13 protein-coding genes and 1 tRNA gene are annotated in these 12,125 nt (G+C 72.5%); 9 read left to right on the top strand and 5 right to left on the bottom strand.

Going from position 1 to position 12,125, the window contains the following annotated elements; all coding sequences use genetic code 11:
• Window positions 1-5: 5 nt before the first annotated feature.
• Both WFH25_RS17750 and WFH25_RS17745 read right to left on the bottom strand, forming a co-directional pair.
• Window positions 6-482 (bottom strand): DinB family protein, encoded by a 477-nt coding sequence (locus tag WFH25_RS17750; RefSeq protein WP_336698818.1) that lies wholly within the window; start codon window positions 480-482, stop codon window positions 6-8.
• Window positions 483-485: 3 nt separating this feature from the next.
• Complete coding sequence (locus tag WFH25_RS17745; RefSeq protein WP_070418928.1) at window positions 486-695, bottom strand: hypothetical protein; 210 nt, start codon at window positions 693-695, stop codon at window positions 486-488.
• A 42-nt stretch (window positions 696-737) separates the two neighbouring features.
• Here WFH25_RS17745 and WFH25_RS17740 point away from each other — a divergent pair.
• A tRNA-Gly gene (locus WFH25_RS17740) sits at window positions 738-809 on the top strand.
• Window positions 810-1,099: 290 nt separating this feature from the next.
• Here the strand turns inward: WFH25_RS17740 and WFH25_RS17735 are convergent.
• From WFH25_RS17735 to WFH25_RS17725, 3 genes are read right to left on the bottom strand one after another with little or no spacing between them, the layout of a single operon-like run.
• Window positions 1,100-1,354, bottom strand: coding sequence for a DUF6510 family protein (locus tag WFH25_RS17735; protein ID WP_070418929.1), 255 nt, complete (start codon window positions 1,352-1,354; stop codon window positions 1,100-1,102).
• Complete coding sequence (locus tag WFH25_RS17730; protein WP_336698816.1) at window positions 1,351-2,136, bottom strand: FAD-binding oxidoreductase; 786 nt, start codon at window positions 2,134-2,136, stop codon at window positions 1,351-1,353. Before WFH25_RS17730 ends, WFH25_RS17735 begins: the two co-directional genes overlap by 4 nt.
• Window positions 2,133-2,726, bottom strand: a complete 594-nt coding sequence (locus tag WFH25_RS17725; protein ID WP_336698815.1) for a molybdopterin-dependent oxidoreductase — start codon at window positions 2,724-2,726, stop codon at window positions 2,133-2,135. The genes WFH25_RS17730 and WFH25_RS17725 overlap by 4 nt, the downstream gene beginning before the upstream one ends.
• A 256-nt stretch (window positions 2,727-2,982) precedes the next feature.
• On the opposite strand from WFH25_RS17725, the gene WFH25_RS17720 reads away from it, so the two are divergent.
• The 8 genes from WFH25_RS17720 (at window position 2,983) to WFH25_RS17685 (ending at window position 12,019) form a co-directional block, all read left to right on the top strand.
• Window positions 2,983-4,584 carry an ABC transporter substrate-binding protein gene (locus WFH25_RS17720; protein ID WP_336698813.1) on the top strand — a complete coding sequence of 534 codons (1,602 nt, stop codon included), beginning with the start codon at window positions 2,983-2,985 and terminating at the stop codon, window positions 4,582-4,584.
• Window positions 4,581-5,615 carry an ABC transporter permease gene (locus tag WFH25_RS17715; protein WP_336698812.1) on the top strand — a complete coding sequence of 345 codons (1,035 nt, stop codon included), beginning with the start codon at window positions 4,581-4,583 and terminating at the stop codon, window positions 5,613-5,615. The genes WFH25_RS17720 and WFH25_RS17715 overlap by 4 nt, the downstream gene beginning before the upstream one ends.
• Window positions 5,612-6,490 (top strand): ABC transporter permease, encoded by an 879-nt coding sequence (locus tag WFH25_RS17710; protein WP_336698810.1) that lies wholly within the window; start codon window positions 5,612-5,614, stop codon window positions 6,488-6,490. The genes WFH25_RS17715 and WFH25_RS17710 overlap by 4 nt, the downstream gene beginning before the upstream one ends.
• A complete protein-coding gene (locus WFH25_RS17705; RefSeq protein WP_336698808.1) occupies window positions 6,487-8,283 on the top strand; it encodes an ABC transporter ATP-binding protein in 1,797 nt (598 codons plus the stop codon). Before WFH25_RS17710 ends, WFH25_RS17705 begins: the two co-directional genes overlap by 4 nt.
• Window positions 8,280-10,319 (top strand): CocE/NonD family hydrolase, encoded by a 2,040-nt coding sequence (locus WFH25_RS17700; protein ID WP_336698807.1) that lies wholly within the window; start codon window positions 8,280-8,282, stop codon window positions 10,317-10,319. The genes WFH25_RS17705 and WFH25_RS17700 overlap by 4 nt, the downstream gene beginning before the upstream one ends.
• Complete coding sequence (locus tag WFH25_RS17695) at window positions 10,316-10,969, top strand: TetR/AcrR family transcriptional regulator (protein WP_336698805.1); 654 nt, start codon at window positions 10,316-10,318, stop codon at window positions 10,967-10,969. The genes WFH25_RS17700 and WFH25_RS17695 overlap by 4 nt, the downstream gene beginning before the upstream one ends.
• A gap of 29 nt (window positions 10,970-10,998) precedes the next feature.
• Complete coding sequence (locus WFH25_RS17690) at window positions 10,999-11,412, top strand: SIP domain-containing protein (protein WP_071301600.1); 414 nt, start codon at window positions 10,999-11,001, stop codon at window positions 11,410-11,412.
• Between the two features lie 109 nt (window positions 11,413-11,521).
• Window positions 11,522-12,019: a Dps family protein gene (locus WFH25_RS17685; protein ID WP_070418937.1), complete on the top strand. Its 498-nt coding sequence runs from the start codon at window positions 11,522-11,524 to the stop codon at window positions 12,017-12,019.
• Window positions 12,020-12,125: the final 106 nt, after the last annotated feature.

The raw sequence follows: 12,125 nt of genomic DNA, 5'->3' as shown, positions 1-12,125 counted from the left end.
TGCCGTCAGTGTGGGGCCACCCGATGTGCACGCTCCCAGCCGGCGTGGAGGTCGCGGAGCAGCGCGACCTCGGCGGCGTGGTGCACCAGCTCGTCGACGACGTGCAGGACGAACGAGAGCCGACTGTCGGCGCCGTACGGACCCGCGACCGGACCGAGGGGCTCGGACGCCGTGGCGCCGAGCCCACGGGCCAGCGCGGCGAAGCGGGCGGCGGCGTCGCGGACGGCGGCGACCGCCGCGTCCGCCGACGACGCGGCAACGGGTGCCGCGTCGTCGGACGGTCCGGCGCCGAGGAACTCCCGGTTGCGCGGTTCGTCGAGCGTCTCGGCGATGTGGTCGAGCCGCCAGCGGATCGACACGCGCGGTTCGTCCCCGATCGGCTCCCAGGCCCACTCGTCGTCCGTCAGGCCAGCGACGCGGTCCAGGAGGCGCGTGGTGGCGTACTCGAAGAGGGCGACGACGTCCTCCAGAGCGGTGGTCACTGCTCAGCCGACCGGCCGGTAGATCGCGATCGGGGGCGCCTGGTCGTCACCGTCGTCGTGGCTCTCGCCGGAGGACAGCCAGGTCCGACCCTCGTGCTCGATCGTCGTCGGCAGGTCGCCGTGCACGAGGATCCGCGCCGCTGGTTCGTCGCCGTCGACGAGGTCCACACCGTGGGCCTCGGTACCGCCGGGGTTGTCGTGCACGTAGCTCATGGTGCGATCGAACTCCTTCGGCCTGGTAGTGTTCTCGTGTACGCGGATGTGGCGCAGTGGTAGCGCATCACCTTGCCAAGGTGAGGGTCGCGAGTTCGAATCTCGTCATCCGCTCGGAACTGCGAAGGCCCCGGTCACTCGACCGGGGCCTTCGTCGTCCGGGCTGGTGGCCGGATCCGGTCCGTGGGGCGCAGGCTTCGGGTGCCCGCGCCCCTCGGACGCGCGGGCCACCGTGCCCTCTCGAGCGCCGGCGGATGGGTGGTCCGGTCGGCGCCCATCGGGTGATCCGGAGCGGCGCCCCGTCCGGATGGGTCGGATCCCGGACCGTGCGGTTTCCCACACGGATCCCGCATCCCCTCGCACGTGCTCGGCGTGTCGCTTGCACTCCGCCAGGACGGACGTCCTCAGTCGGCGTCGAGCGCCACCCGTGCACCAGGGATGCCGACCCACGGTCCGCCCGGAGCGTCGACTACCGTGACGAGCACGTCGTCGCAGTGCGGGCACCGCGCGACGAAGCCCATCGGGCTGGCGTGCACCCGGGTGCCCGCGAGCGCCCCGACCGTCCTGCACCCCGAGCACCGGAGCGCGGCCACCGTGGGGTCCGAGCCGAGGAACCCGATGAGCAGCCCGGCCAACGCGTTGCCGTCGAGCACGGTCATGCGCTGCCTCCGAACCGCTCGGCGCGGACGTCGGTCGTGTCGTGCCCGAGCTCGCCGAGCCACGTCAGCACCTGTTCGACGAACGGCGTCGACCCGCAGACGTAGACGAGGGCGCCGGCATCCGGCGGGAACACCGCTGCGGCCAGGGTGTCCCGGGTGAGTCGGCCGGCCGGGACCGCGGCACCGTCCGGGGCACGGCGGCTGTACACGACGGTGGTGTCGACCCCGGCGGCCTCGGCACGGGCGAGCTCGGTGCGGAAGAACACGTCCTCCGGCGTGCGCACGGCGTAGAGGAGCCGGAACGGTGCGGCGTCACCGGCGTCGGCGTGCGCGCTCGCGATCGCGGCGAGCGGGACGATCCCCGAACCGCCGGCGATGAGCTGCACCGGCCGCTCCGACACGCCCGGGCGCCAGACGAACCACCCGCCGAGCGGTCCGTGCACCTCGAGTGCGTCCCCGACCTCGACGGCGTCCACCAGGAAGGGCGAGACCTCGCCGTCCTCGACCCGGTCGACCGCGAGCACGACCGACGTCGTCGCGCCGGAGGAGGCGATCGAGTAGGAGCGGGAGGCCTGGTACCCGTCCTCGGCGGTGAGGCGCAGGTCGAGGTGCTGGCCGGGGTCGTTGCCCGGCCACGTCGGGACCTCCAGGACGATCCGCCTGGCGTTCGGGGTCTCGGGGGAGACGGCGGCGACCGTCGCGGCGTGCCAGGCCGGCCGCCGCCGGAGGGCAGCCGACGTCGGCGGGGTGATCCGTTCCTCCAGGCCCTCCACCGCGCTCACCAGTACCGCTCTTCCTTCCACGGGTCGCCGTGCAGGTTGTAGCCCGCGTTCTCCCAGAAGCCGGGTTCGTCGTCGGACTGCATGACGATGCCGCGCACCCACTTCGCGCTCTTCCAGAAGTACAGGTGGGGGACCAGCAGGCGTGCGGGACCGCCGTGCTCGGGGGTGAGCGGTTCGCCGTCGGCCTCGAACGCGATCCACGCCTGCCCGTCGAGCAGCTCGTCGAGCGGCACGTTCGTCGTGTAGCCGCCGAAGCTGTGCACCATGCAGTAGTCCAGCGCGGTCTCGACGTCGGCGAACAGCCGGTCGAGCGGGACACCGCGCCACGGCATGTCGAGCTTCGTCCAGTGCGTCACGCAGTGGATGTCGACGGTGACGTCCTCGACGCCGAGCGCCTGCACCTCGTCCCAGGTCCAGCTGTGCAGGCCGGACTCGGTGCGGATCGAGAAGCTCCAGTCGGACGGTTCGATCTCGGGGGTGGCGCCGGCCGACAGCACGGGCCAGTCGCGGACGAGTGTCTGGCCCGGTGGGATGCGCGGGTCGTCGCGGTCGTCACGGCGACCGCCGAAGCCTCGGGTGAACGTCGCCATCGGTGCTCCTCGGTCGCGTGTCCGGCGACCACGCGGGCGCCGCTCTGGTCGATCATCCCGCCTCGCGCAGGCGCTCGTGTAACGGGTTGGTAAACGTTCCCGTGCCTCTGGTGCGGCTGCGGGAGACCGCTCGATCGCGGTCACCGTGCGGATCGGGGCCCCATGCAGGCAGCCGGCGTCCGTCGCGTCGGGCTTGGCCGGGGACGATCCGCCCTCTATCGTTCACCGGAACGATTACCAGGAGGGGTCACCCCGAATGCAGCCCATCGTCCCCGAACCCCGGAACGCCCGCGGCCCGAGCCGTCGTGCGCTCCTCACCGGCGCCGCCGGACTCGCCGGCCTCGGCCTGCTGACGCTCACCGGGTGCAGCTCCGGCGCCTCGGCCGGCACCACCGACCTTCCCGAGGCCGCGGCCACCGGCACCGCCCGGAGCGGCGGTCGACTCCGGATCGCCCGACCCGCCGCGTCGGCCGCCGAGACCCTCGACTCGGCGAGCTCCCTGTCGGCGTACGAGTACCTCGGCGCGCTCTACAACCGGCTCGTCAAGCTCGACCAGCAGGGCCGGACCGTGCCCGACCTCGCCGAGGAGTGGTCGGCGAACCAGGACGGCACCGAGTGGACCTTCCGCCTCCGCCGGGGCGTGCGCTTCCATGACGGGTCGCGCTTCTCCGCCGACGACGCGATCGCGAGCATCCGGCACATCCTCGACGAGAAGACCGGCAGCCCGCAGGCCGGGGTGCTCGGCGAGGTGATGGACGCCCGCTCGATGACGGCCGTCGACCCGTACACGCTGCGGTTCGCCCTCACGAAGCCGAACGCGGAGTTCCCGTCGCTGCTCACCGCGTACCAGTGCTACATCGTGCCGGCCGGGGCGATCGCCGACATCGGCCGGACGGGCATCGGCACCGGACCGTTCCGCCTGTCGTCCTTCACTCCGGCGGGTGCCGGCAGCGTCGAGGCGTTCGACGACCACTTCGCCGGCCGCCCCGCGTTGGACGGCATCGACTTCTACTCGATCCAGGACACCACCGCCCGGGTGAACGCCCTGCTCGCGGGGCAGATCGACCTCATCTCGCAGACGAACCTCGACTTCGCGATGGCCCGGGTCGTCGCCGCCTCCGATCGGGCGACCATCGCCCGCTCGAAGAACGCGCAGTGGTACACGATCCCGATGCTCGCCACCTCCGAGGAGTTCCGCGACCCGCGGGTCCGCCAGGCGATGAAGCTCGCCTACGACCCGCGCACGATCGTCGACACCGCCCTGCAGGGCACCGGGTCGCCGGGCTGGGACAACCCGGTGCCGCCGCAGCTCGCCGCCTTCGTGGACGACCACCGCGAGTACGACCCCGACAAGGCGAAGGCGCTGCTCAAGGCCGCCGGTCGGTCGGACCTCCGCGCGTCGATCTACACGTCGAGCTACGAGTCGGTCTTCACCCCGATGGCCGTCGCCTACCGCGACGCCGTCGCGGACGCGGGCATCCGCCTGACGGTGAAGAACGCCAGCTCGGACTCGTACTACACGCAGATCTGGATGCAGAAGCCGCTCATGGTGAGCTACTGGTTCACCGGCCGTCCGATCGACCAGCTGCTCAACCAGATCTTCCGGTCCGGCTCGTCGTACAACGAGAGCGCGTGGTCCAACGAGCGGTTCGACGGGCTGCTCGACGACGCCCGCGCCGAGATGGACGACGCGAAGCGACTGACCCTGTACCAGGACGCCCAGCGGCTCGTGGTCGAGGACGGCGCGGACATGACCCCGATGTTCGGCGACCGCCTGGTCGGGCTGTCCCGCGACGTCGTGAACTACTCGGAGTACGGCTTCGAGTTCGACTACCTCCGGATCGGACTGCGACGATGACGACGACCACGAGCAAGCCCTCGGACGTCCTCGTCCCCGTCCTGCGTCGGCTCGGCATCGCCGTGCTCACGGTGGTGCTCGCCTCGCTGTTCGTGTTCCTCGCCGTGCAGGCGCTGCCCGGCGACGTCGCGCAGCAGCTGCTCGGGCAGAACGCCACACCCGACGCCGTCAAGCAGCTCCGGGAGTCGCTCGGCCTCGACCAGAACGTCTGGCTCCGGTACCTGCAGTGGCTCGCCGGAGCGGTGCACGGCGACTTCGGCACCTCGCTCGTCAGCGGGGAGCCGGTCGCCCCGACGCTGTTCACGGCGTTCCGCAACAGCATGCTCATCGCCGTCCCCGCGATGGTCGTGGGCGTCACACTGTCCCTCGCGCTCGGCGTCATCGCCGGGGTCCGCCGCGGCCGTGCGTCCGACCGGGTGATCTCGATCGTCAGCCTCGTCGTGATGAGCGTGCCGGAGTTCATGGTCGCCACCGTGCTCGTGCTGCTCTTCGCGATCGGGCTGCCGCTCTTCCCCGCCGTCGTCCTGCGCGGTAGCGACGCCACAGTCGGCGAGCTCCTGCCGACGATCTGGCTGCCGATCATCGTGCTGACCCTGGCGATGGCCGCGTACATCGTCCGGACCGCCCGTTCCTCGACCATCGACGTGATGGCGTCCGAGTTCGTGACCACCGCGGAGCTGAAGGGCCTGACGATGCGCCGGGTCGTCTGGAAGCACGCGGTCCCGAGCGCGCTCCTGCCGACGCTCAACGTCGTGGCGCTCAACGTGGCCTGGCTGCTCGGCGGCGTGGTCGTCGTCGAGAGCGTCTTCAACCACCCGGGCATGGGCAAGCTCATGCTCGAGTCCGTCTTCAACCGCGACCTGCCGACGATCGAGGCGATCGCGCTCCTCAGCGCCCTCGTCTACGTCGTGTGCAACCTCGCGGCCGACCTCGTCGCGCTGGTGCTCGACCCGAAGCTCCGAACACGACAGCGACGGGCGCGCACCCGGAGCCGCACCGGCACACGCCCCACCCGGAAGGCAGCAGCATGACCGCCATCGCCCCGCGTTCCCGGAACGTCATCGGCGCAGCCGTCGCCCCCCTGCGCAGCTCCACCGCGCTGACCATCGGCCTCGGCCTGATCGCGCTGCACCTCGTGCTCGCCGTCCTCGCCCCCGTCATCGCCGGCCACGACCCGGTCGCGACGAACTCCGCCGACGTGCTCGCCGGCCCGACGTGGACGCACTGGCTCGGCACCGACCAGTACGGCCGCGACATCCTGTCCCGGACGCTCAACGGCGGCCGCTACGCCCTGCTCGTGACCTTCCTCGCGACGACGATCGCCGTGGCGGTCGGCACCGTCCTCGGCTGCGTCACCGCGTACGCCGACAACTGGTTCGACGAGGTCGTCATGCGGATCGTGGACGCCCTGCTCAGCGTGCCGTCGATCCTCGCGCTCCTCGTCGTCGTCACCGTGTTCGACGCCGGACTCTGGGTGATCGTCCTCGCCGTGACGATCGTCTACGCGCCCGCCGTGACCCGGGTGGTGCGCGGCGCGGCCCGGACGGTGATCACGCAGGACTACGTCACGGCCGCGCGCGCCCGGGGCGAACGCTCCCTGTCCATCGTGTTCCGCGAGATCCTGCCGAACGTCCTCGACGTGGTCCTCGTCGAGTACGCGATGCGCGCCTCCTGGATCGTGCTGCTCGTGGCGTCGCTGTCGTTCCTCGGCTTCGGTGCGAACCCGCCGACACCCGACTGGGGGCTCATGGTCCAGGAGAACCGGACCGCCCTCACGGTCGTGCCCCTCGGCACGCTCGCGCCCATCGTGGCGCTCGCGACCCTGGTGGTCGGCCTCAACCTCGCGGCCGACGGGCTGAGCAAGTCGCTCGGTGTCGACCGCGCGACGAAGGGAGTCAGCGCGTGAGCATCGTCCAGGTCGACCGCCTCGCGATCTCGTACGCCGCCGGCAAGCGCTCCGTGCCGGTCGTCCGCGGCGTCTCGTTCGCCATCGAGGCGGGCCGCACCCTCGGGCTCGTCGGCGAGTCCGGCAGCGGCAAGTCCACCGTCGCCCGCACCCTGCTCGCGCACCTCCGGACCGGGTCGCGCATCGAGCACGGCACCGTGCACGTCGACGGCGAGGACGTCTTCGCCCTCTCGCCGGCCGGCCGACGGGCGCTCCGTGGCGGCACCGCGTCGGTGGTCGCGCAGAACGCCGGACCGGCACTCACGCCGTCGATGCGCGTCGGCGAGCAGATCCGCGAGGCCCTCCGCGCCCACGGCGAACCCGACGGCCCCGAGCGCGTGCTCGAGCTCGTCCGGCTCGTGCGGCTGCCGTCGCCGGAGACGATCGTCCGCCGGTACCCGCACCAGCTCTCCGGCGGGCAGCAGCAGCGCGTCGCGATCGCGATGGCCGTCGCCGCGCGTCCCCGCGTGCTCGTCCTCGACGAACCCACCACCGCCCTCGACGTGGTCACGCAGGCCGCCGTGCTCGACCTCGTCGCCGACCTCGGCCGCGAGCTCGGCATGGCCGTCCTGCTCGTCAGCCACGACCTCGGCGTCGTGTCCGCGATGGCCGACGAGATCGCCGTGATGCGCGACGGCGAGGTCGTCGAGCACGCCGAGACGGCGGCGCTCTTCGCCGCCCCGCAGCACGAGTACACGCGTGCCCTGCTGGCCGCGGTGCCGGACGGGCGCCGGCCAGGAGGACCGGACCACGTGCCCGAGACGGCGACCGTCTCGTCCACGGTCGCCTCCAGGGCCGGCCGGACCGTTGGTCTCCCCACCGGCACGGTCGGCCCGCCGCTGGCGCGTCGCGCCGGAACCGGCGGCGTGGGCCCAGAACCGCTCGTCCGTCCCGTGGTGACCGCCGAGGACCTGGTGATCCGCTACGGACGCGGCCTGCCGGCCGCCGTCGGCGGCGTCTCGTTCACGATCGCGCCGCGCGAGACGCTCGCCGTCGTGGGGGAGTCCGGCAGCGGCAAGTCGACGCTCGCGACGGCCCTGGCCGGCCTGGTCCCGGCCGAGTCGGGCACGTTCTCGTTCGACGACGGGACCGTGAGCGGCGACCTGCGCGAGCCGATCGCCGGACGGTCCCCGGACCTCCGTCGTGCGGTGCAACTCGTGTTCCAGAACGCCGACACCTCGCTGAACCCCCGCCGGACCGTCGGGGCCGCCATCGCGCGGCCGCTGAAGCTGTTCACCGGTTGCTCGTCGCGCGAGCGGGTCGGGGAACTGCTCTCCCAGGTCGGCCTCGGGCCGGAGTTCGCGGACCGGCTGCCGGCGCAGCTCTCCGGCGGGCAGCGGCAGCGTGTCGGGATCGCCCGGGCCCTCGCCGCCGAGCCGCGCCTGGTCATCGCCGACGAGATCACGACCGCGCTCGACGTGCAGGTGCAGGCGGGGATCCTCGCGCTGCTCGCCGACCTGCAGCGCGAGCGCGGGCTGAGTTGCCTGTTCATCAGCCACGACCTCGCGGTGGTGCGGGGTGTGGCCGATCGCGTCGCCGTGATGACCGGCGGCCGGATCGTCGAGATCGGCCCGACCGAGGCCGTGTTCAGCGGCCCGAACCACCCGTACACGGCGACGCTCCTCGCAGCGACGCTCGAACCCGGCAGCACCGAGCTGCCCGACGTCGGCGACGGCGTGCCGCGGTGGCGCGAGGCTCCGGGGTGGACCGACCGCGGCGACGGACACCTGACCCGGAACTGGGAGGACGCATGACCGGCTTCACCGCACTCGGGGTGGACCCGGCCCTGCCCGACGGCGTGACCGTCCGCGACGAGTGGATCCCGATGCCCGACGGCGTCCGGTTGCACACGAGGATCTGGTCCCCGGCGGCACCCGACGGCCCCGTGCCGGTGCTGCTCGAGTACCTGCCCTACCGGCTCGACGACTGGACCGCGCCGCGGGACTCCGAGCGGCACCCCTGGTACGCGCAGCACGGGTACGCCTCGGTGCGGGTGGACATCCGCGGGACCGGCTCGTCGGACGGGTTCTTCGACGACGAGTACAGCGAGCAGGAACTCCGCGACGGCGAGGCCGTGATCGCGTGGCTCGCCGCACAGGAGTGGTCGACGGGCGCCGTCGGGATGTTCGGCATCTCGTGGGGCGGGTTCAACGCGCTGCAGCTCGCGGCCCGGGCACCGGCGGCCCTCAAGGCGATCGTGACGGTGTGCTCGACCGACGACCGGTACGACAACGACGTGCACTACGTCGGCGGTGCGGTGCTCGGGATCGACATGGCGGCGTGGGGTGCGACGATGTTCGCGTTCAACTCGCGGCCGCCGCGGCCCGAGGTGGTCGGCTCCGGCTGGGTCGACCGGTGGCGTGACCGCCTCGATGCGAACCGCCCGATGACGCCCGTGTGGCTGTCCCACCAGGAGCGCGACGACTACTGGCGGCACGGCAGCGCCGCGGAGGAGTACGGGAACATCGGCGCCGCGGTCCTCGCGGTCGGCGGCTGGGCCGACCCGTACCGCGACGCCGTGCTCCGGCTCGTGGCCAACGTGGACGCCCCGGTCAAGGGGATCGTCGGACCGTGGTCGCACCAGTACCCTGACCGGGGCCTCGCACCCGGGCCGTCGATCGGCTTCCTGCAGGAGACCCTGCGGTGGTGGGACCGCTGGCTGCGCGGGGTCGACACCGGCGTCGAGCAGGAGCCCGCGCTCCGGGCCTGGATCAACGACGGCGAGCCGCCGGCGACGTACTACGAGACGCGCCGCGGCCGGTGGGTCGGTGCCGAGGCCTGGCCGTCGTCCGCCACCGTGTCCCGCACGGTTCCCCTCGCCGGGTTCCGCGGCGGCGCGGACGGCGCGGTCGTCGTCCGGTCGCCGCAGCACACCGGTGCCGATGCCGGACGCTTCTTCCCGTTCGGCAACGCCACCGACCTGCCGCCGGACCAGCGCGCCGAGGACGGCCGCTCGGTCTGCTTCGACCTGCCGCTCGACGAGCCGGTCGACGTGCTCGGCACCGTCCTCGTCCACCTCGCCGTGACGAGCGACCAGCCCCGGGCCACCGTGACCGTGCGCCTGTGCGACGTCGCGCCGGACGGGTCGTCGACCCTCGTGACCCGGGGTGTGCTCAACGCGGCGAAGCGCGACGGGATGGACCGGGACGACCCGCTCGAGCCCGGCGCCGCGGCGTCACTGCCCGTCCGACTCGTGTCGACCGGTCACCGGTTCGCCGCGGGACACCGGCTCCGGATCGCCGTGTCGACGTCGTACTGGCCGTGGGTCTGGCCGCACGGCGTCGCACCGACCGTCACGATCGACCCCGCCGGCTCGCACGTCGAGCTCCCGGTCTGGACACGCGCCACCGACGACGGCGTGCGGTTCGAGCAGCCGGAGCGCTCCGAGCCGCTCGCGATCGAACGGGTCGCGCCGACCGAGGTCCTGCCGCAGCGCACCGTCACGCACGACGTCGAGTCGGGGGAGTGGACGCTCGACGTCGACCCCGGGTACGGCGGCGGACGCGTGTACCCGGACGGGCTCGTCTTCAGCGAGGACGCCCGCGAGACCTACCGCATCCGGTCCGACGACCCGACCAGTGCCAGCGCGACGTCCCGCTGGTCGATCGGCCTGGCGAAGCCGGAGTGGGCCGCACGGCTCGAGACCGCCTCCGAGGTCACCGCGGACGCCGACGCCTTCCACGTCCGGAACACCGTGCGTGCCTGGGCCCGGGACGGTGGTCCCGACGTCGCCGAGGTGCTCGTCGCCGAGCACACGTTCGTCGACGAGGTGCCGAGGACCTCGGCGTGAGCGGGCCGGAGCAGACACGGGTCCGGCAGCGTCCCGAGGTCCGGCGGGCGATGATCGTCGAGGCGGCACGCGCCGTGATCGTCCGGAACGGCGTCGGGGCGACCGGCCTGCGGGACATCGCTGCCGAGGCGGACGTCTCGGTCGGGACCGTCACGTACCACTTCGGCAGCGTCGCGGAGATCCTCAACGAGGTCGTCGTGCTCGAGACGGAGCGCTTCTACGGGGCGATCGTCGCCGCGGTCGACGCGGAGCCGGACCCCGTCGCCGGCATCCGCATGCTCGTGGAACCCCTCTTCGGGGACACCGAGCAGGTGCGGCAGCACTGGCGGATCTGGTCGGACTACTGGACGGCGGTCGTGCGGCGGCCCGAGGTCGCTGCGGAGTACGCGGAGCGGATCCGCGTGTGGGAGGCCTGCCTGGTCCGGGTCGTCCGTCGGGGCGTCGAGGCGCGGGTGTTCACGCCCGCGGAGTCGCCCGAGGTCGTGGCGCTCAAGCTCGCGGCGTACAGCGACGGGGTGGCGACGCAGATCGCGCAGGGGGTGCCGGACCTGACCAACACGGTCGCCCTGTCCTGGATGTGGACCTTCCTCGCCCACGAACTCGGTGTGGCACCTGCGCGTATCGGGGGAACCGCCGCGACGCCCTTGTGATGAGGTAAGGCTTGCCTTACCGTTGTCACATGGCACGGACCCGGCGACAGCCCAGCGAACGCATCCTCATCGCCGGCAGTGTCGACGACCTCCCCGAGATGACCCGCATGCTCGAGGACCTGCCCGAGAACGCCTACGGCCAGGTCTTCGTCGAGGCAGCCCTCGCCGAGCAGGTCCGCACGCTCCCGGCGCCCCCGCGCGTCACGGTGACGTGGCTGCTCCGGAGCGCCCGGACGTCCGCCGTGTCACCCCTCGTCTTCGCCGACCACGGCGAGGCCCTCGCGCACGCCGTCACCGGGTGGGCGGCCGAGTGGTGCGTCGCCGACTGCGAACCGCGCACGAGCGTCTGGATCGGCTGCGCCGACAGCCCCTGGGTCGAGCGCGCCCGCTCCGTCGTGCAGATCGAACTGGCCGACGCCGGCTTCGACACACTCGTCGGCTGACCGGGTGAGGTCAGCCTTCGCTTCCTTGCGGCATACAAGAGAAGCGGGCACTGTTGTCACCATCGGACCCACCCCACTCGGGTGGGACCACGAGGCAGGAGGAAACGACATGACCAACACCACCAGCACCACGCCCACCACGTCCCCGTTCTCGACGACGCCGGAGCTCGCCGCTGGGGTGGCGCAGTTCCTCGCCCCCGTCGTGATCGACCTCGAGGCGCTCGTCGTCAACGGCAAGCAGGCGCACTGGCACGTCCGTGGCCGCAACTTCGTCGGCGTCCACGAGCTCCTCGACACCATCGTCGAGCACGCCCAGGAGTGGGCCGACCTCGCCGCGGAGCGCATCGTCGCCCTCGGCCTCCCGGTCGACTCCCGCATCGCCACGGTCGCCGCGAACACCACGATCCCGCCGCTGTCGGAGGGCTTCCAGAACTCCGACGTGACCATCACCGAGGTCATCGCCGAGATCGACGCCGCGCTGCTGCAGGTCCGCCGCGCCGTCGAGGGCCTCGACGAGGTCGACCTCAACAGCCAGGACGTCGTCATCGAGATCGAGCGCGGCCTGACCAAGGACCGCTGGTTCCTGCAGGCGCACCTCGCCGCGTAGACGCGACCGACTTCCGACGGGAGGCGCGGTGCCAGCTGGCCACCGCGGGCCCCGGGGTTCGACCAGGCCGAGGTCGACCAGTCCCTCGAGTCGGGCCTCGGTCTCG

Origin of the sequence: Curtobacterium sp. USHLN213, from assembly GCF_037144815.1 — a bacterium.
GTDB lineage: Bacteria > Actinomycetota > Actinomycetes > Actinomycetales > Microbacteriaceae > Curtobacterium.
The sequence above is the reverse complement of the archived record's forward strand: the minus strand, read 5'-3'. Positions and strand labels throughout refer to the sequence as shown.

Excerpts from the sequence above, each read along its gene's own strand:
- WFH25_RS17745 (WP_070418928.1), bottom strand. The coding sequence starts at position 695 with ATGAGCTACGTGCACGACAACCCCGGCGGTACCGAGGCCCACGGTGTG.
- WFH25_RS17735 (WP_070418929.1), bottom strand. The coding sequence starts at position 1,354 with ATGACCGTGCTCGACGGCAACGCGTTGGCCGGGCTGCTCATCGGGTTC.
- WFH25_RS17725 (WP_336698815.1), bottom strand. The coding sequence starts at position 2,726 with ATGGCGACGTTCACCCGAGGCTTCGGCGGTCGCCGTGACGACCGCGAC.
- WFH25_RS17720 (WP_336698813.1), top strand. The coding sequence starts at position 2,983 with ATGCAGCCCATCGTCCCCGAACCCCGGAACGCCCGCGGCCCGAGCCGT.
- WFH25_RS17715 (WP_336698812.1), top strand. The coding sequence starts at position 4,581 with ATGACGACGACCACGAGCAAGCCCTCGGACGTCCTCGTCCCCGTCCTG.
- WFH25_RS17710 (WP_336698810.1), top strand. The coding sequence starts at position 5,612 with ATGACCGCCATCGCCCCGCGTTCCCGGAACGTCATCGGCGCAGCCGTC.
- WFH25_RS17700 (WP_336698807.1), top strand. The coding sequence starts at position 8,280 with ATGACCGGCTTCACCGCACTCGGGGTGGACCCGGCCCTGCCCGACGGC.
- WFH25_RS17690 (WP_071301600.1), top strand. The coding sequence starts at position 10,999 with ATGGCACGGACCCGGCGACAGCCCAGCGAACGCATCCTCATCGCCGGC.
- WFH25_RS17685 (WP_070418937.1), top strand. The coding sequence starts at position 11,522 with ATGACCAACACCACCAGCACCACGCCCACCACGTCCCCGTTCTCGACG.